This window comes from Agrobacterium sp. LMR679 (assembly GCF_027157905.1).
GTDB classification, from domain to species: Bacteria; Pseudomonadota; Alphaproteobacteria; order Rhizobiales; family Rhizobiaceae; genus Agrobacterium; species Agrobacterium leguminum.
In genome coordinates, this window is record NZ_JAPVOJ010000002.1 from 429905 (window position 1) to 449176 (window position 19272).

Sequence of the window (19272 nt, forward strand, 5' to 3'; positions counted from 1 at the left end):
AACGCGTCAGTGGCGGCCGGCTATTTTTTCACGGCATGCGGGAAACAATCGTACAATTCCCAGCGCTTTTAACGCGGCCGTAAACAATTTTTGCCACGGTATGGCCACGTTTTTTTGGGGGAGGAAACAGGATGCCGGGTGTAAATCCGACTGCTGTCAAAGCTAAATCATTGTCGATAAAGGCCAAATTCGCGGCGCTCGTCACGGGTGCAACGCTGGTTTCATGTCTTTCCGTGGGGCTGTTGTCCTACGAGATGGGAAAGTCGGGACTGATCGACGCCAGCGAAATCAGGCTCGAAACGGTTGCAGGCAACCAGTCCAAGCAGCTTGATGCCTATACTTTGCGCGTCGAACAGAGCATTTCCGAACTGTCGCAGAACGCCGCGGTCGCACAGGCGCTGGAAACGATGACCACCGTTGTGCCGACGGAAAGGGATGCGATCATCCAGGCTTTCCGGCGCGAGGGCGTCTCCGAAGAGGAGCGCGCCTCTTTCAATGGCGAAGGCCTGCGATTGCTTTACGCCATTCGCCACGCCACCATCAACGCCGCCATCGCCAGCGTCTGGCGCAACACCCGTGTCAGCGACATCTATGTGATCGACAAGACTGGCCTCATTATTTACACCGTGACCAAGGGGAAGAACTTCCTCACCAGCGTGACGGAACCGCAGAACGCCGCGATCAAGGACCTGTTCGACCGCATCGAAGCCGGCAAGGACGGCGTGGTCAGCACCACTGGCTTCAGCGGCGGCGAAAATGATTCGGCCATGATCGGCATGCCGCTCGCCGTCTCCAACTGGGGCCAGCTCCAGCGCAAGGGCGCCGTCATCATGCGCATCGCCGCTGATCGCATCGGCGCGGTGGTGACGCCCGAGGAAACCGGCAAGACCATCGATGACGCCGTTCTCCTGAGCGCCGACGGCAAACGTCGGGCAGGCGTACTCTCGGGCGGTGCTGACGCTGCGGTTTCCGAAAGCCTCGCCGCCCTTTCCAACGCAAACAACGCCGGAACGGTGATGGCGCAGACACCTGCGGGCAACATCTTCTATGCCTATCGCCCGGTCTCCGTCTTCGGACAGAAACATCTTCTGGCCATCGGCCAGCAGGAAAGCAAGGTTCTCGCCGCCGCCAACGATCTCGCCTTCTGGGCAACGGTTGCGACGCTGGCTGTGCTTGCGATCATGACGCTGATCGGCATTTTCGTTTCCGCAAGCCTCACCAAGCCGCTGACCGGCCTTGCGGGGCTGATGGAGCGCCTGAACGGCGGTGAAAACAACATCGAGATCAAGGCCGTTTCCCGTGGCGACGAGATCGGCACCATGGCGCGCGCGCTGGAATCCTTCCGTCAGGGCATTCTGGACAAGCAGCGCATGGAAGCCGAATCCCATCGCAAGAGCGAAGAACTGGACGAAGAACGCGCCCAGCGGGAGATGGAAAAGGCAAGAAGCGCGAAAGAGCTGGAAGAGGCTGTCGACGCACTTGCCACCGGTCTTGCCAATCTTGCGGCCGGCAGGCTCGATCTCCGCATCGACAAATCCTTCGTGCCGTCGCTCGATCATCTGCGCATCGACTTCAACAACTCCATGGCGGGCCTGGAAGCGACCATCTCCAACATCGGCGAAAGCGCCAATGCCATCCGCTCCGGCTCCGGCGAACTGAAAAGCGCGTCGGAAGACCTGTCGCGGCGCACCGAACGCCAGGCCGCAGCACTCGAGGAAGCGGCAGCAGCACTCGGAGACATGACGCAGGCCGTCAATCTCTCGCTGTCACGCTGCAATGTCGCCGTCGAGGCGACGGCGGGCACGATGCAGGATGCGCACAAGTCCACGGCCGTCGTTAAAGAAGCGATCGTCGCGATGGAACGCATCGAGACCTCGTCGGCCAAGATCCGCCAGATCATCGACGTCATCGACCAGATCGCCTTCCAGACCAATCTGCTGGCGCTGAATGCCGGTGTGGAAGCCGCCCGCGCCGGCGAAGCCGGCAAGGGCTTCGCTGTGGTGGCGCAGGAAGTTCGCGAGCTTGCCCAGAAATCGGCAGCCGCCGCCCGGGACATCACGACGCTGATCGCCACCTCGGCGGGCGATGTGGAAAGCGGCGTGGCGCTGGTGCTGAAGACGGGTGAAAGCCTCGAGCAGATTCAGAAACGCATCCAGTCGGTCAACGACCAGATCGGCGAGATCGCCACCGCATCGCGCGAACAGTCCGGCCGCCTCAGCGAAATCAACGCCTCCGTCAACGAACTCGACCACGTAACGCAGCAGAACGCGGCCATGGTGGAGGAAACGACGGCGGCCGCCTTCTCGCTATCCAGCGAGGCGGACGGCCTGACCGAACAGGTGGGGCAGTTCTCGGTCGGCGGCGCCCGCCAACGGGACCAGCGTTACGCGGCATAAACCGCAACGAAAAAAGGCCGGAGGCGAAACCTCCGGCCTTTCTGTTTGAAGCCGGGCTCCCAGGGGCCGAAGCCCCTGGGAACACGCCGGCGACCTGGCACCACAGCCCCTCGCCGGCTTCCGGGGAGGACCTCAGAAGAAACCGACCTTGTTCGGGCTGTAGGACACGAGCAGGTTCTTGGTCTGCTGGTAGTGATCGAGCATCATCTTGTGGGTCTCGCGACCGATGCCCGACTGCTTGTAACCGCCAAAGGCAGCGCCCGCGGGATAGACGTGATAGCAGTTCGTCCATACGCGGCCCGCTTCGATGCCCCGGCCGGCCCGATAGGCGATGTTGGTATCGCGGCTCCAGACGCCTGCGCCCAGACCGTAAACCGTGTCATTGGCGATTTCGAGCGCCTCTTCCACCGTCTTGAAGGTGGTGACGGAAACGACAGGACCGAAGATTTCCTCCTGGAAAATCCGCATCTTGTTGTTGCCTTCGAAGACCGTCGGCTGGATGTAATAACCATCCTTCAGATCGCCCGTCAGCGTCTTGCGGTCGCCGCCGGTCAGAACCCTGGCGCCTTCCTTCTTGCCGATCTCCAGATAGCTCATGATCTTGTCGAACTGTTCCTGCGAGGCCTGCGCGCCCAGCATGGTCGACGGATTGAGCGGATCGTCCTGGCTGATGGCCTGAACCCGCTTGATCGCCTTTTCCATGAAGCGGTCATAGATCGATTCATGCACCAGCGCACGCGACGGGCATGTGCACACCTCGCCCTGATTGAGCGCGAAGAAGGCGAAACCTTCGAGCGCCTTGTCGAGGAAGGCATCGTCCTCGTTCATCACATCGGCGAAGAAGATGTTCGGCGACTTGCCGCCCAGCTCCAGCGTGATGTTGGTGACGTTGTCGGCCGCATAACGCATGATTTCCTTGCCGACCGAGGTGGAACCGGTAAAGGCGATCTTGGCGATGCGGTTGCTCTGCGCCAGCGGCTTGCCGGCTTCGAGGCCCGTGCCGTTGACGATGTTGAGGACGCCGGGCGGCAGCAGGTCTTCGATCAGTTCCATCACGATGAGAATCGAGGCCGGTGTCTGTTCGGCAGGCTTCAGCACCACGCAATTGCCGGCGGCAAGCGCCGGCGCAAGCTTCCACGCGGCCATGAGGATCGGGAAGTTCCACGGAATGATCTGGCCGACGACGCCGAGCGGCTCATGGAAGTGATAGGCGACGGTATCATTGTCGATTTCGCCGATCGTGCCTTCCTGGGCGCGGATGCAGCCCGCGAAATAACGGAAATGGTCGATGGCGAGCGGAATATCCGCATTGGTGGTTTCGCGCAGCGGCTTGCCGTTATCCCAGGTTTCGGCCCGGGCGATGAGATCGAGATTGTCCTCGATCCGCTGGGCGATCTTGAGCAGGATGTTGGAGCGCTCGGTTATGCTGGTCTTGCCCCATTTGTCGCGAGCCTTGTGGGCTGCGTCGAGCGCGAACTCGATGTCGGATGCGTCCGAACGCGGCACTTCGCAGATCTTGTGGCCGGTGACCGGCGAAAGATTATCCATGTAGCGGCCGGATTTCGGCTCCACCCATTTGCCGCCGATGTAATTGCCGTATTTCAGCCTGAAGGGCGCTTCGCCCGCTTTCTGCTGAACCTGAATGTTCATGATTTCATCCTCCCTGATGAAAACGATCCGCAGCGGACCGCATGGGAGGAAGGTGGGCCTAGATGGCGCGGTTCGGTAGAGGGGCGGCGCGGTTCCGCAGCGCACATTGTCTCACATCTGCGACAAAGGCGCCTCGATCCGGCATGATTGGCCGGATCGCCCCCACACGCACCTCAATGCACGTCGAATTTCTTCATCTTGCGGTGAAGCGTGGCGCGGCTGATGCCGAGCAGCGAAGCGGCCTGCGTGACATTGCCGTTGGTGCGCGACAACACGCGCCGCAGCGCCGAGCGTTCCGCTTCCGCAAGATCGGAACCGCCATCGTGGCGCTGTTCCTGAAGAACATCGGCGGCGGGCAGTCCCTGCGCGATGCGGGCATCGTCCAGCTTCAGCGCAAGGCGTGCGGCACGGGTCGCACCCAACACGAGATCGTCCTGATCCACGGCCAGCAGCGACAGCGCCGCTCCGAACCCGCTCGGCACCACGACGATGCGCGCACCCGGAAAGGCACGGCGGAAAAGATTGCCCTCGATACGCTGTGCCGCATCCTTCACCGCCTGGGTGACGAAGGAGAAAGTCATCTCGTTGATGTCGTCGCGGCAGGTGGAAATATCGAGCGCGCCCGTCACCCGGCCGGTGTGATCGCGGATGGGAGCCGTGGTGCAGCAGAGTTCGGTATTCGACGTGAAGAAATGCTGATCGCGATAGACCACTACCGAGCGCTCATCCACCAGCGCCGTGCCGATGCCGTTGGTGCCCACGCTTTCTTCGCTCCAGACCGCCCCGGACCAGAGGCCAAGCGCCCGGAAATCACGATCGTCGCCCGAGGCGCCGCGCCGCTCCAGCGCAACGCCCTGCGCATCGGTCAAAAGCAGGCAGCAGCCGGATTTGCCGACGCTTTGGAAAATGCGGTCGAGTTCATCCGTGCTTTCGGCAATCAGGCCGGCCGCACTTTCGCGGGCGCGGCGGAACTCATACTCGCTGAGAAAGATCGGCTTGCGGTTTTCCTCCGGTGCAAGATGATGTTTGACCATGCAGCGACGCCAGGAGGCGACAATCGGAGAACTTGCGGCGGCGGAACGATGGCGCGCGGTTTCATACACGCGTTCCGCATGGGCGATGTCTGTCGGCATACGCTCCTCCCAAAGCTTTTCGGCGATGGTGCGCTGGAAGCGGCCATGTTTCAACAAAAAATTTCGCGACCGGCCTTGCTGGGCGCGGCCGCGGGCTGCGCCAGACTATCGGACCGCCTTGAAATAACGCCGGCCGGCGGTCACGTCCGTTTCATCCTCGGCCGAAAGGAACGTATCGTCCACGAGATTGGCGATGGAGGTCAGCGGTCCAGGCTTGCCGAAAAAGAAGCCCTGCACCTGCAGGCAGCCTTCACGCCGCAGGAACTCGATATGGGCCTTGGTTTCGACCCCTTCCGCAAGCACCGGAATATTGAGGCTATGCGCCAGGATGAGCGTCGAGCGAACGATCGCCTCCGACTGCACGTTGGTCGACAGGCCATCTATGAAGGCGCGGTCGATCTTGATCTTGTCGAAGGGGAAGCTCTGCAGCGTCGAAAGCGAGGAATAGCCCGTGCCGTAGTCATCCATGGCGATCTTGACGCCGAGCGACTTGAGTTTGCGGATGGTGACGAGCGCGTGGCGATGGTCGGCGATGATGCTGCCTTCGGTGATTTCCAGTTCCAGCCTTTCCGGCGCGAGCCCCGTCTCGGCGAGAATTTTCTCAACCTTGTCGGGAAAATCATTATCCGCAAGCTGCTGCGGCGCGACGTTTACGGCGATGGCGAGCGATTTTTTCCACTGAGCGGCCTGCGCGCAGGCTTCTCTCAGAACCCATTCGCCCAGTTCGACGATAAAGCCGGTCTGTTCGGCGATCGGAATGAACTCGGCCGGGGAGACCATGCCGCGTTCGGGATGGTTCCAGCGCAAAAGCGCCTCGAAACCGACGATGCTGCCGCTTTTTGTGTCGTTCTGCTGCTGGTAATAAAGCTCGAACTCTTTATTGGCGAGGCCGCTGCGCATGGCGATGGCCAACGCATTGCGCTCACGCGCGGCCTCGTCCATGGATTTGTCGTAAAAGCAGATCGTATCGGAACTGCCGCTTTTTGCCCGGTACATGGCGACATCCGCCTGAGCCATCAGCGTATCGGCATCGATGGAGCCGGTATTGCGAACCGATATGCCGACGCTTGCGCCGACGGAAAATGTCTGTCCGTTCCATTCCACCGGCTTGCTGATCTGCTCGATCAATCGCTGGGCGAATTCCGCGCCGTCGGCGCGGGTGTAATAGGAATGGGTCATCGCCACGAATTCATCGCCGCCCATGCGCGCCAGAAACTCCCCGGTCTTCAGCACGGAACTCGCGCGGTCGGCGATGGCGCGCAGCACGGCGTCGCCTGCCGCATGGCCATGCACGTCATTGATTTCCTTGAAACGGTCGAGATCGATGGACAGAAGCGCGGTATGCGCGCCCAGCGAGACATGGCGCGTGCGGCGATTGAGATGTTCAATGAATGCCGCCCGGTTGGGAATGCCCGTCAGCGGATCGTGCAACGAAAGATGGCGATAGCGGGCAACCGCCTGCTGGGTGGACTGCGCATCGATGACATAGGTGGAGAGCCCGAGCGCCAGAAGCAGAAGCGTCACCGCAATGGCGCCTCCGCCCATGATCGCTGGCGGCAGCAGGTTTTCCGGAATGACGATGCGCGGGTCGAAGGCGAAGGACATCGACGCCATGCCGGTATAATGCATCGAGGCGATGGCCAGGATGAGAAACGCCACCGCGCTATACTGGCAGAAACGGTTGAGGGGCCGGGAAATGCGATTGACCGCAATGGCGCCCAGCACCGCCCCCAAAATCAGCGAGGCGACGACATAGGCCCGATCCCAGAAAATCATGCCCTGAACATTGTAGGCGGCCATGCCCGTGTAATGCACCGCCGCAATGCCGAGGCCGAGGACGACACCACCGGCTTCCACCAGCACGCTGCGCCCGCCATAGGCGGAAATGCCGAAACCGGCAGTCGTCGTGGTAATGGCGATCAGAAGCGACAGCCCGGTGAGATAGGGATCGTATCCGACATCGCCCGCTGCGACATAGCCCAGCATCGCCACGAAATGGGTGGTCCATATCGCCGCCCCGCCATTGACGCCCGCCAGAAACAGCCAGTTGACCTTCTGCACCCCCGTCGCCAGCCGTGCTTTCGAAAAAAGGCGCATCGAAACGAAACTGCCCAGCATGCAGACGAAGACTGCTGCGGCGGTGTATCGATAGTCGTGATCGATGGTGAGGCACTGGAGAACTTTGAGCATTGTCATCTACGCAATTGGAATTTTGCATAGCCTTATCATTCGCCAAGTTTTCACCGGGTTTATGTGCATGGATAAGCATATATTAAAGGTTGCAACAAGCGAGTGAATTAGTAAATTCTAATAAAATTATAAAGCGGCACCCATCAAAAACGGGCCGCTCTTGTCTTTATGTCCCGTTTGTATTATAGCGCCCGCACCCGTGTAGACACCCTTGGAGGCAACGCGGGCGGGATGGCCTTTGGCCTCTCCGGTTCAGGCCGCTTCGTTCGGCATGAACTCTCCATATAACCTCGAAAGGAATTGCCATGAGCAAAGAATCGTATGAGCTCAAGGCCGAGGCGCGCGAACGAGTTGGTAAGGGGTCCTCTCGTGAACTTCGCCGCAACGGTTTGATTCCCGCTGTCATCTATGGTGACAAGCAGGCCCCCATTTCCATCGCGCTCTCGACCAACGAAGTCACCAAGCGTATCCACGCCGGCGGTTTCATGACGACGGTTGCGATCATCGACGTCGACGGCAAGAAGATCAAGGTTCTCCCGAAGGATTACCAGCTTGATCCGGTCCGCGACTTCACCATGCACGTCGACTTCCTGCGCGTTTCGGGCAACACGCTCGTCAACGTTGAAGTTCCGGTTCACTTCGTCAACGAAGAAAAGTCGGACATCAAGATCGGCGGCGTTCTGAACATCGTTCGCCACACGGTGGAATTCCACTGCCCGGCCAACGACATTCCGGAATTCATCACGGTCGATCTCGCTGGTCTGAAGATCGGCGACAACGTCCACATTTCGAATGTGAAGCTGCCGAAGAACATCACGCCGGTTATCGCCGACCGTGACTTCACGATCGCAACGATCGTCGCTCCGGCCGCTGGCGTTGCAGAAGAAACGACCGAAGAAGCTTCCGAGGAATAATCGGCGGCCGCAAGGCCGGACAGCTTTGAACAATGAGGCCCGTTCCGTTTTCGGAACGGGCCTTTTAGTCTTTATGAACTTTAAAACCAGAAAGCTTGCCATCCTCACCTGATACGGAACCCGTTTCAGTGTCGATTAACACTTCCATGAAACGATACCCTCGCGCTGTCGTGAAACACCGGCCGGGCTGAGGAAATGCGTGGGAAAACAGGCTTTTGCCGAAAATCCTCGCAAAACCCTCCGGGCGGACGAAGCGGAGCGCAGCAAGTCTGGGGCAAAGGGTAGCTGCAATCGAACATGGCTCATTCCGTCGAAAGTCGCTTTATCGCGATTGTTTCCGGCGCACTTCTTACAGTGGTCGCCCCGCTCTTCACGCTTTTGCTGACGCTCTCCTACCACGAGGCCATTCGCAGCCAGCGTAACCACCTTGAGATTTTGCTTTCGACCAATGCGCAGGCGCTTGCCCGGCCCCTGTGGGACCTTGATGACGACACCATAAACCAGATTACCGGCACCCTCATCTCCGACCCCATGATCAGGATGGTGGAGGTCAGGGATACGTCCGGCCAGCTCGATATCGTCCAGACGGCCGGCAGCGACATCATTCAGGATGCAGCCTTAACGACGCGCGAAGTGACCTACAAGACCACGAAGGGCTCCGTCACCGTCGGGCAACTGACGATCTATTACGACAATGTCAGCCTTCTGACCTCTTTGAGCCGCACCGAACTGGCCTTCATCACGATTTTCATCCTCGCCGTCCTCACCATCGTTCTTGCCGCCATCGCCGGCAACCGTTTCATGGTCATCCGCCCGCTGATGCGGCTGGCGGCCGCCATCGAGGCGACGCGGCGTCTCGGCTCGCGCCACCACGTCGACTGGCGTTCGAAGGACGAAATCGGCCGGCTGGCGAAAAGCTTCAATGAAATGCAGACCCAGCTCGAAAAGGAAGAGCTGGAGATCAAGAACGCGCATGAGCGCAAGACGGAAATCTACAACCGCACGCCCGCCATGCTGTTTTCGCTCGACAGGCACGACCGCATTGCCGCCGTCAGCGACTATTGGGTGCAGGCGACCGGTTACGACCGCACCCGGATACTCGGCCTGAATTTCGCCGATCTCATCCATCCCGATGACCGGCTTCTGTTCCAGCAGCGCAAGACGGCTCATCCCTTGCCCGATGCCTCGCATAGCGGCATTACCGTGCGTTTCCATTGCATGGATGGCAGCGTCATGGATGCGCTCATCCTCGAAAAGGCCCTCGATTCCGGCGATGCGGCCCATCAAAGCACCTGCCTCTGCGTCATGACGGACGTGACCGAACTGCGCCAGTCGGAAAAGCGCAACCGCCAGCAGGCCATTTCCGACCACCTGACCGGCCTTTTCAATCGCCAGGGCTTCGAGGCCATTCTTGACCTGCAGATCCGCGATGCGGACCGCAATGGCAGCGAGCTGGCCTGCCTGTTCATCGACCTCGACCGGTTCAAGGCGATCAACGACAATCTCGGCCATGCCGCGGGCGACGCCGTTCTCAAACAATTCACGCTGAAGCTCGAACCGCTGCTGACGCCGCTGGACAGCGCATCGCGGCTTGGCGGCGACGAATTCGCCATTCTTCTGGCCGGCGACAAGGTGGAAGAGCGCGCCCTGCAATTCTGCGAGCGCATCTGCGCCATGCTGGACACGCCCTTCGAGATCGAAAGCAACAGCATCCGCCTCAGCGCCAGCATCGGCATGGCGGTCTATCCCCTGCACGCCGCGAGCGCCTCCGAGCTTTTGCAGAATGCCGACATGGCCATGTATACCCGCAAGCGCACGGGCAAGAACGGCTCGCAGGTCTTCGACAGTTCGATCATGGACCGGGCGCGCGAACATGCGGAGCTGGAACGGGATATCGCGCAGGCACTTTCCGAAGACTGGTTCGAGGCCTATTTCCAGCCGATTCAAAACCTCGCCACCGGCCAGACGGCGGGTTTCGAGGCGCTGCTGCGTCTCAACCACCCGGACAAGGGCCTGCTTTCCCCGGCCGCAATCGTCAGCCTTGCGGAGGAAAACGGCACTATCCACCGCATCGGCAATGTCATTCTCGATCAGTCTATCGCCAATCTCGCCAGGCTGTCGCGCCTGCCGGGCATGGAACAGACCTATGTGGCGGTGAATTTCTCGCCGTTGCAATTCGAACCGGGATTGCCGACGCGCATTGCCGGCGTTCTGCACCGCCATGGCATTCTTCCCAGACGGCTGGTCATCGAGATCACCGAAGCCGTTATCATGAAGGACGATCCGCAAATCCGGGCGATCCTCAATGCCATCCACCAGCTCGGCTGCCGCATCGCGCTGGATGATTTCGGCACGGGTTATTCCTCGCTCAGCTATCTCAGCCGTTTTCCGGTCGATATCGTCAAGATCGACCAGTCCTTCACCCGCTCGATCTGCGACGACAGGATGGACATCAGGCAGCGCAACCGCATGCTGGTCGAAGGCATCGCGGCCATCTCGCACAAGATGAATTGCGCTGTCATTGCCGAAGGCGTCGAGACGGACGAACAGAAGGCGCTTCTGACCGATATAGGCGCTGATTTCGGGCAGGGATATTTCTTCGCGCGTCCGCAGCCGGTCGAAAGGCTGATCGCCTCACTCGACACGGCGTCCGGGCAAAACCGCGCTGCGGCGCGGCAAGCATGAACCGGCAGGGGGCAGCCATGGGATTGATCCGCTTTTGTCTGATCTTTCTTGCGCTCGCCACTCCGGCCAGCGCGGCCAAGCTCTTCCTGACCACCGAGGTCTATCCGCCCTATAATCTGCAGGCCAGCGACGGCAGCGTGCGGGGTGTCTATTTCGACCAGCTCAGAACCGTGCTCGAGGACACCGGCACCGGTTACGAGGTCGCCGTCATGCCCTGGGCGCGGGCCATCGCACTGGCCAGAACGCAGGCCATGCACTGCGTCTTCGCCGCTGCGAGAACGCCGGAGCGGGAAAAGCAGTTCAAATGGGTCTCGCCGATCCATATCGACCGCAACATTCTCGTGGCGCGCCGCAACGCGAATATCGAAGCCTCCAGCCTTGAGGAAGCCAGGAAATATCGGGTGGGAACCCAGCGTGGAGATTACACCGAAGCGCTTCTGGAAAAGCTCGGTTTCCCGCAGGTGGATGTCGGCGCGGATTTCGAGATCACGCTTCACAAGCTGAAGGCCGGCCGCATCGACCTGATGCCGATGTCTGAAAGCACCTTCAAAAGCCTGCCCGCCGACACTTTCAGCGAAGTGATAACTCTCTCGCGGCAGCAGCTTGGGCTTGCCTGCAACAAAAGCGTGCCCGACGAGGTCATCGCGAAATTACAGGCCCGGCTGGACAGGCTGATCGCCGATGGAACGCAGCAGCGGATATTCGACCGCTACAATCTCGTCAGCCCCTGAGCCCATCCGAAATTCCATAAAAAGATTGACAGCCGGCGGTTTTCGGGGTGGTGACAACAGCATCATCTGGCAACACGCGGACATGCCCCATGAAGATCATCGCAGGCCTCGGCAATCCCGGCGCGCAATATGCGGGAAACCGTCACAATATCGGCTTCATGGCCGTCGATGCGCTGCAGCGCCTGCCGTCCTTTGCGCCCTGGTCGAAAAAATTCAAGGCGGAGATTTCCGAAGGCGAAATCGGCGGTGAAAAGGTCCTGCTGATGAAGCCGCTGACCTATATGAACCTTTCGGGTGAGTCCGTCGGCGAAGCCATGCGCTTCTTCAAGCTTGCGCCGGCAGACATCATCGCCATCCACGACGAACTGGATTTGCCGGCCGGCCGCGCCCGCATCAAGACCGGCGGCGGCCATGGCGGCCATAACGGCCTGAAATCGCTCGACGCTCATTGCGGCAAGGACTATCGCCGCCTGCGTCTCGGCATCGGCCATCCCGGTGACAAGGAGCGTGTGCACGGCCATGTGCTCGGCGATTTCGCCAAGGCAGACCGGGTCTGGCTCGATCCGCTTCTGGACGCCATTGCCGATAACGCCGCCATGCTGGTGAAAGCCGAGGATTCGCAGCTGATGAACAAGCTGGCGCTGGCCACGGGCAGCAAGCCGGAAGCCGAAAAGCCGGCCAAGGCAGCCAAGCCCGCCGCACAGTCCCACATCCATCAGGCACGCAACAGCGCCCAGCCGAAAAAGCTGCCGGAAACCGGCCCGATGGCGGAAATGCTGAAACGCATGTTCAGCAAGAAGGACTAGATCGCGAATGTCTTCGGAGCCCTCCGTCCTTCGCGCAGCCGGAGCCGGCGATCTGGCCGGATTGCTTGACCTTTACCGGGCGCTCAATCCGTCCGACCCAGAAATGACGGCAGAAGAAGCGAACACGGCTTTCGCGGCCATGCTCGCCCAGCCGGGCCTGACCGTGTTTCTTGCGACTGAAGGCGAAGAAGCGGTCGCCACCGCCACGCTGCAGATCGTTCCGAACCTGACGCGCGCCGCCCGCCCCTATGCCCTTATCGAAAACGTGGTGACGCTGGAAAACCGTCGCGGCCGCGGATATGGCCGTGCGGTGGTGCGCCATGCCGTCGAGGCGGCTTTTGCGGCGAACTGCTACAAGGTGATGCTGCTGACCGGGCGACAACGCCCGGAGGTCCACGCCTTTTACGAAAGCTGCGGTTTCGTGCAGAACAAGACGGGCTTTCAGATAAGGCAGGATTAACGCTCACTCCTCCGGCTCGGTGGTGAACATCAGCGGAAATCCCGCTTCCTTGCCGAGGTCGGTCGCTTCCTTGGCCTTGGTCTCGGCGATATCGCGCTCGCAGACAACGACGACCGCGCTGCCGAAGCGGTGCGCCGTCATCATCACCCGGTGGCCGGTCTCCTCACTCATGCGGAAGATGGCTTTCAGGACGACGGTCACGAAATCGCGCGGCGTATAGTCGTCATTCAGCAGAATGACCTTGTAGAGCTTCGGCCGCTCCAGCTTCGGTTTGACTTTCGGTTTCGGCTTGAGATCGACAGGACTGTCACTCATCATGGTCGCTCGTGCCTGTCGCTCATCGCGGTTGCTCATGGAAAAACCCCGTTGATGACGAAAGATCGATCGCTTGACCCGCTTATATTGCGCCGCAACCGTGGCATCGGCAACCCTGCCCGAAATTCCGCACCATTAAAGAGGCTTTGCCCGCACAAATCGGCCCGCGGGCTTGACCTTGCCCTGCCGTTTCCGCAAAAGGCTCCTCAACGAATTCTTTCAAACGGACAGGTTTCGAGCCATGGGCTTCAAATGCGGTATCGTTGGATTGCCGAATGTCGGCAAATCCACTCTCTTCAACGCGCTGACGAAAACGGCAGCGGCGCAGGCGGCCAACTATCCCTTCTGCACCATCGAGCCGAATACCGGCGAAGTGGCGGTTCCGGATGCGCGCATGAAAATCCTCGCCGACATTGCCGGCTCGAAGGAAATCATCCCCACCCGCATCTCCTTCGTCGACATCGCCGGCCTGGTGCGCGGCGCATCGAAGGGCGAAGGCCTCGGCAACCAGTTCCTCGCCAATATCCGCGAAGTGGACGCCGTGGTTCACGTTCTGCGCTGCTTCGAGGATGACGACATCACCCACGTCGAAGGCCGCATCAACCCGGTGGCCGATGCCGAAACCATCGAGACCGAGCTGATGCTTTCCGATCTCGAAAGCCTTGAGCGCCGCACGGAACAGACCCGCAAGCGCGCCACCGGCAAGGACAAGGAATCGCTGGCGCAGCTGCCGCTGATGGAAGCATCGCTCAAGCTTCTGAACGAGGGCAAGCCAGTCCGCACCCTGCTCTCCACGCTGGATGCCGAGGAACTGCGCATCCTTCAGGGCCTCAACCTCCTGACTGCGCACCCGGTTCTCTACGTCTGCAACGTCGCCGAAAGCGACGCCGTCGACGGCAACGAACATACCAAGGCCGTTGCCGAAATGGCCAAGGCCCAGGGCGCAGAATCCGTCGTCATCTCCGCCGCGATCGAATCCGAAGTCGCGCAGCTTCCCGATGAAGAGGCGAAGGAATTCCTCTCCGCCCTCGGGCTTGAGGAAGCAGGCCTGGACCGCCTGATCCGCGCCGGCTACAAGCTGCTCGATCTCATCACCTATTTCACCGTCGGCCCGAAAGAATGCCGCGCCTGGACCATCGAGCGCGGCACCAAGGCCCCGCAGGCCGCCGGCGTCATCCACTCCGATTTCGAACGCGGCTTCATCCGCGCCAACACCATCGCTTACAACGACTATGTCGCCTTCAAGGGCGAAGTCGGCGCGAAGGAAGCCGGCAAGGCACGCGACGAAGGCAAGGAATATGTGGTTCAGGACGGCGACGTCATCCACTTCCGCTTCAATACCTGATCTGGGTTGAGGTGAGGACGGTCGGGGCGTACTCGCCCGGACATCGCGGCACGGTTTCTTCTCCCCGCCGGGGAGAAGGTGGCCCGAAGGGTCGGATGAGGGGGCAAGCTCTCCGTATATCTCTACCCTCGCCCCTCATCCCGCTGCCGCGACCTTCTCCCCCTCGGGGAGAAGGAACAAGCAGCACCCGCTCGCCCCATTCCTCCGCATCGCATCCCCGATTTGACCTTTACGTAAAGGGAAAAATCATTTTAGATGCCGCCGATATTGACTGTGCGAAGGGAGGAAACCATGACGCCGGTCGCGACATATGCCTATGAGGATTTTTCCGTCGGTCGGGAATTTCCTTTGGGCCCGCAATCGATTTCCGCAGAGCAGATCATCGCCTTCGCCAGCGAATTCGACCCACAGCCGATGCATCTTTCCGAAGAGGCTGGCCGCCAGAGCATTCTCGGCGGGCTGGCGGCTTCCGGCTGGCACACCTGCAGCCTGCTGATGCGGATGATGGCGGACAGCTACATCTCGAATTCGACCTCACAGGGCAGCCCGGGCATCGATTTCGTCGACTGGAAAAAGCCGGTTCTGGCGGGCGATACGCTTGTCGGAAAATCCATAGTGCTGGAACAGCGGCCCTCCGCGTCGCGCCCCGGCATCGGCCTCGTGAAATTACGCCACGAGCTTTATAACCAGCGCGGCGTTCTGGTATCGCACGGCGAAAACACCGTGATGTTCCTGATGCGCGGCAATGGAGGCGTTGCAGCATGAAACTGGCAGAACTTTCTCCCATCGGCGAACGCGTCACCCTCGATACGCTGCATTTTTCCGCCGAAGACATCATCCGTTTTGCCCGCGATTTCGATCCGCAGCCCTTTCATCTCGACGCGGAGGCCGCAAAGAACAGCGTTTTCGGCGCTCTCTGCGCTTCCGGCTGGCACACCGGCGCAGGCTGGATGAAATGCTTCCTCTCTCACTGGGCCAAAGAGGTGAAAAGGTTGAAGCTACAGGGCCTTGAGCCGCCCAAACTCGGCCCCTCCCCCGGCTTTCGCGAACTGAAATGGAAAAAACCGGTCTTTGCCGGAGACGATGTCACCTATTTCGTGACCCTGCTCGACACCCGAGCGCTGGAATCCAGAGCCGGCGTCTGGCTGAACACCACATTTAACGAGGGCGTCAACCAGTCTGGAGAGACGGTGCTGACCTTCCAGAGCGGCGTTCTGGAATTCGAATAGAAAAGTGTCGGGGCAATAGCGTCACCATTGCCCCGTTACCATCTCAGTGGCCGGAAAACTCCACCAGCGTCCGCACCTCGACACCGAGGTCTTCCAGCTTCTTGCGGCCGCCGAGATCGGGCAGGTCGATAACGAAACAGGCGGAAACGATCTCCGCGCCCATCTGCCGCAAAAGCTTGACCGCACCTTCGGCAGTGCCGCCGGTGGCGATCAGATCATCGACCAGAATGACCTTTTCGCCCGGCTGGACCGCGTCCACATGCATTTCCATTTCGTCGACGCCGTATTCAAGACTGTAGGCGACGCGGACGGTGGTGTGCGGCAGCTTGCCCTTCTTGCGGATCGGCACGAAACCGGCCGACAGCTGATGCGCCACCGCCCCGCCCAGAATGAAGCCGCGTGCTTCCATGCCAGCGATCTTGTCGATCTTCGTTCCCGCATAGGGCTGCACGAGTTCGTCCACGGCACGGCGAAAAGCGCGGGGGTTGCCGAGCAGCGTCGTGATATCCCGGAAGATGATGCCCGGCTTCGGATAGTCGGGAATGGAGCGGATGGCAGCGGAGAGCTCCGAAGCGATAACGGTCATGGTATTTCCAGTTGAGATAAGGGAAATGGATCAGAAGGTTCGGGCCACCCTATCAACTTGACGGCTGCGGACCAACTAAAAAGGACCGGCGCTCATTCCGCCGGCGACATTCCCTCGATCCGCGCCCAGGCAGGGCAGACATCCTCGAAGGAATGCGACAGGGGCCGCAGCGCCTCGTCGTCCCTGTCATCGAAACTTCCCGAGACCAGCGCAACCGTCGGCGCGTCGTCGATGGCGCCAAGCGTGCTGCCGCAGATCGGGCAGAAGGCCCGGCTGGAATAATCGGAGGATCGGAAAGTCGAAGGCGCGCCGCCCTCTCCCGTCCATGTCACCGCATCCTTCTCGAACTCCACCCAGGCAAGGCTGGGGGCGCCAGAATGCCGCTGGCAGATATCGCAGGAGCAAGTGTGCGGATTACCGGGCTCGCCCTTCGCTTCGAAGCGGATGGAGCCGCACAGGCAGCCGCCGTTACGAATTTTCGTCATTTCCACCATCCCTCTCGACACATGAAAAGGCCCCCACGGAAGACCGTGGGGGCCAATGACTGACAGGCATCTTCTGAATGCCGATCAATGTTCCTTGTTGGCGTAGACCGATTTCTTGGTGAGATAGATCAGCGCCGTGAAGATGAACAGGAACACCATGACCATGAAGCCGGTGCGCTTGCGCTCTTCCAGATGCGGTTCTGCCGCCCACATCAGGAACGCAGCAACGTCCTTGGAATATTGGTCCACGGTCTGCGGTGCGCCGTCGTCATAGGTTACCTGATCGGCACTGATCGGCGGCGCCATCTTTAAGGAAGTGGCGCTGACGAAGTACGGATTGAAGTGCGTGCCTTCCGACACCTTGTACTCCGAACCATCCGGGTTTTTTATGCCGGCAGGCGGATCCTGATATCCGGTCAGCAGCGCATGGATGTAATCCGGGCCGCCTTCCTGGTAACCACCGACGATCGGGATCATGTCGATGATGAATTGCGGAAAGCCGCGCTCCACGCCACGCGCCTTGGCGAGCAGCGACATGTCGGGCGGGGCCGCTCCACCGTTGGCGGCAGCGGCCGCCTCATGGTTGGGGAAAGGCGAAGGGAAATGATCGGAAGGCACGGCCTTGCGATTGTACATTTCGCCATCGGCGTTCGGCCCGTCCTGCACTTCATATTCCGCGGCAAAAGCCTTCACCTGCTCGTCCGAATAACCGAGATCCTCCAGCGTGCGGAAGGAAACGAGGCTCATGGAATGGCAGGCGGAGCAGACTTCCTTATAGACCTTCAGGCCGCGTTGCAGCTGGCCCTTGTCGTATTTGCCGAAGGGTCCGGCAAAGGACCAGCTCTGTTCCTCGGGCTTGATGACCGGGAAGTGATTGCCGGCGATCGCATGCGTGGCCTGGGCGGCGAGATCGTGGCTCTCCTCCGCCGCCGAAGCGACGGTGACGGAACAGCCGATGGCGGCGAAAAGCGCGATGCTCGTGAGAAGCGTCTTCATTGTCGTCATCCTTCCTTCGCGCTCAGACTTCGGCAGCCGCAGATGCGGCACCCGTCTTGGCGGCGTTCTTTTCGAGAACGGCCTCGGTAATCGAATTCGGAATACGCCGGGGCGTTTCGACCAGACCGAGGATCGGCATGATGACGAGGAAGAAACCGAAGTAATAAAGCGTGCCGAGCTGCGAATAGCCGACATAATTGCCTTTCAGCTCGCCGGTGAGCAGGCCGATCAGGCCAGTTCCTTCCGCCGGGCGTGAACCCAGCCAGCCGAGCATGATGGCATTGACCACGAACAGCCAGAAGAACATCTTGTACCAGGGGCGATAGACGGCGGAACGCACCTTCGACGTATCGAGCCAGGGCAGGAAGAACAGCACGACGATCGCGCCGAACATCACGAGAACGCCGCCCAGCTTGGAATCGATGATCCAGATGTTGAAGGTGATGGCGCGCAGCATGGCGTAGAACGGCAGGAAGTACCATTCCGGAACGATATGCGCCGGCGTCTTCAGCGGATCGGCCATGATGTAGTTGTCGGGGTGGCCAAGGAAGTTCGGCATGTAGAATACGAACCAGGCATAACCGATCAGGAACACGGAAACGCCGAGTGCATCCTTCAGCGTCGCATAGGGCGTGAAGGGAACCGTGTCGGTCTTGCTCTTCACTTCAACGCCGGTCGGGTTGGTCTGGCCGGTCACATGCAGCGCCCAGATGTGCAGGATCACGACGCCTGCGATCATGAAGGGCAGCAGATAGTGAAGCGCAAAGAAGCGGTTCAGCGTCGGCTGGTCCACGGCAAAGCCGCCGAGCAGGAACTGCTGGATCCATTCGCCGATGGCGGGGAAGGCCGTGAAGAAGCCGGTGATGACGGTTGCGCCCCAGAAGGACATCTGGCCCCAGGGCAGAACGTAGCCCATGAAGCCCGTCGCCATCATCAGCAGGAAGATCACGCAGCCGAGAATCCAGAGGATTTCGCGCGGGGCCTTGTAGGAGCCGTAATAAAGGCCGCGGGCGATGTGCAGGTAAACCGCGATGAAGAAGAACGACGCACCGTTGGCATGCATGTAGCGCAGCAGCCAGCCGTGGTTGACGTCGCGCATGATCTTTTCGACGGAATTGAAGGCGACCGTCGTTTCGGCCGCATAATGCATGGCCAGCACGACGCCGGTGAGGATTTGCACCAGCAGCATGACGGAAAGCATCGCGCCGAAGGTGTAGGCGTAGTTCAGGTTACGCGGGACAGGATAGGCAACGAAGCTGTCATAGATCATGCGCGGCAAGGGAAGCCGCGAATCGATCCACCTTTCGATGCCGGTGGACGGCTGATAACTGGAATGACCACTCATGAATAT

17 protein-coding genes are annotated in these 19272 nt (G+C 60.3%); 9 read left to right on the forward strand and 8 right to left on the reverse strand.

Annotated elements, in window-relative coordinates:
* The first annotated feature begins 131 nt into the window (after positions 1-131).
* Positions 132-2396: a methyl-accepting chemotaxis protein gene (locus O3W47_RS12920; RefSeq protein ID WP_142779541.1), complete on the forward strand. Its 2265-nt coding sequence runs from the start codon at positions 132-134 to the stop codon at positions 2394-2396.
* 132 nt (positions 2397-2528) lie between these two features.
* On the opposite strand, the gene adh is transcribed toward O3W47_RS12920, so the two are convergent.
* The 3 genes from adh to O3W47_RS12935 all read right to left on the reverse strand — a co-directional run bounded on the left by adh (position 2529) and on the right by O3W47_RS12935 (position 7369).
* Positions 2529-4046: an aldehyde dehydrogenase gene (gene adh / locus O3W47_RS12925; protein WP_269313902.1), complete on the reverse strand. Its 1518-nt coding sequence runs from the start codon at positions 4044-4046 to the stop codon at positions 2529-2531.
* Positions 4047-4219: 173 nt separating this feature from the next.
* Positions 4220-5179, reverse strand: a complete 960-nt coding sequence (locus tag O3W47_RS12930; RefSeq protein WP_003522885.1) for a helix-turn-helix domain-containing protein — start codon at positions 5177-5179, stop codon at positions 4220-4222.
* Positions 5180-5284: 105 nt separating this feature from the next.
* On the reverse strand, positions 5285-7369 hold the full coding sequence (locus O3W47_RS12935; protein WP_269314833.1) for a putative bifunctional diguanylate cyclase/phosphodiesterase: 2085 nt from the start codon (positions 7367-7369) through the stop codon (positions 5285-5287).
* A gap of 305 nt (positions 7370-7674) precedes the next feature.
* Here O3W47_RS12935 and O3W47_RS12940 point away from each other — a divergent pair, with 305 nt between their 5' ends.
* The 5 genes from O3W47_RS12940 to O3W47_RS12960 all read left to right on the forward strand — a co-directional run bounded on the left by O3W47_RS12940 (position 7675) and on the right by O3W47_RS12960 (position 12965).
* Positions 7675-8283 carry a 50S ribosomal protein L25/general stress protein Ctc gene (locus O3W47_RS12940; protein ID WP_003522887.1) on the forward strand — a complete coding sequence of 203 codons (609 nt, stop codon included), beginning with the start codon at positions 7675-7677 and terminating at the stop codon, positions 8281-8283.
* Positions 8284-8580: 297 nt separating this feature from the next.
* Entirely contained in the window at positions 8581-10968 is a 2388-nt protein-coding gene (locus O3W47_RS12945) for a putative bifunctional diguanylate cyclase/phosphodiesterase (RefSeq protein WP_269313903.1), read from the forward strand.
* Between the two features lie 17 nt (positions 10969-10985).
* The gene (locus O3W47_RS12950; protein ID WP_269313904.1) at positions 10986-11699 is read left to right on the forward strand and encodes a substrate-binding periplasmic protein; all 714 of its coding nucleotides are present in this window, start codon (positions 10986-10988) and stop codon (positions 11697-11699) included.
* Between the two features lie 89 nt (positions 11700-11788).
* On the forward strand, positions 11789-12505 hold the full coding sequence (pth, locus tag O3W47_RS12955) for an aminoacyl-tRNA hydrolase (protein ID WP_080816291.1): 717 nt from the start codon (positions 11789-11791) through the stop codon (positions 12503-12505).
* 7 nt (positions 12506-12512) lie between these two features.
* Positions 12513-12965: a GNAT family N-acetyltransferase gene (locus O3W47_RS12960; protein ID WP_080816288.1), complete on the forward strand. Its 453-nt coding sequence runs from the start codon at positions 12513-12515 to the stop codon at positions 12963-12965.
* 3 nt (positions 12966-12968) lie between these two features.
* Here the strand turns inward: O3W47_RS12960 and clpS are convergent, their stop codons facing one another.
* The gene (gene clpS, locus O3W47_RS12965) at positions 12969-13280 is read right to left on the reverse strand and encodes an ATP-dependent Clp protease adapter ClpS (protein WP_026363868.1); all 312 of its coding nucleotides are present in this window, start codon (positions 13278-13280) and stop codon (positions 12969-12971) included.
* Positions 13281-13521: 241 nt separating this feature from the next.
* Between clpS and ychF the strand changes: the two genes are divergently transcribed.
* The 3 genes from ychF to O3W47_RS12980 all read left to right on the forward strand — a co-directional run bounded on the left by ychF (position 13522) and on the right by O3W47_RS12980 (position 15854).
* A complete protein-coding gene (gene ychF / locus O3W47_RS12970; protein WP_035260423.1) occupies positions 13522-14625 on the forward strand; it encodes a redox-regulated ATPase YchF in 1104 nt (367 codons plus the stop codon).
* 291 nt (positions 14626-14916) lie between these two features.
* Positions 14917-15390 carry a MaoC family dehydratase gene (locus tag O3W47_RS12975; RefSeq protein ID WP_065655710.1) on the forward strand — a complete coding sequence of 158 codons (474 nt, stop codon included), beginning with the start codon at positions 14917-14919 and terminating at the stop codon, positions 15388-15390.
* Positions 15387-15854, forward strand: coding sequence for a MaoC family dehydratase (locus O3W47_RS12980; protein ID WP_003523106.1), 468 nt, complete (start codon positions 15387-15389; stop codon positions 15852-15854). The genes O3W47_RS12975 and O3W47_RS12980 overlap by 4 nt, the downstream gene beginning before the upstream one ends.
* 43 nt (positions 15855-15897) lie before the next feature.
* On the opposite strand, the gene O3W47_RS12985 is transcribed toward O3W47_RS12980, so the two are convergent.
* From O3W47_RS12985 to O3W47_RS13000, 4 genes are all read right to left on the reverse strand, one after another.
* The gene (locus O3W47_RS12985) at positions 15898-16440 is read right to left on the reverse strand and encodes an adenine phosphoribosyltransferase (protein ID WP_003494623.1); all 543 of its coding nucleotides are present in this window, start codon (positions 16438-16440) and stop codon (positions 15898-15900) included.
* A gap of 92 nt (positions 16441-16532) precedes the next feature.
* A complete protein-coding gene (locus O3W47_RS12990; RefSeq protein ID WP_080818658.1) occupies positions 16533-16925 on the reverse strand; it encodes a GFA family protein in 393 nt (130 codons plus the stop codon).
* A gap of 84 nt (positions 16926-17009) precedes the next feature.
* Positions 17010-17921: a cytochrome c1 gene (locus O3W47_RS12995; RefSeq protein ID WP_127757800.1), complete on the reverse strand. Its 912-nt coding sequence runs from the start codon at positions 17919-17921 to the stop codon at positions 17010-17012.
* Positions 17922-17943: 22 nt separating this feature from the next.
* Positions 17944-19266, reverse strand: coding sequence for a cytochrome b (locus O3W47_RS13000; RefSeq protein ID WP_080816276.1), 1323 nt, complete (start codon positions 19264-19266; stop codon positions 17944-17946).
* Positions 19267-19272 lie beyond the last annotated feature (6 nt).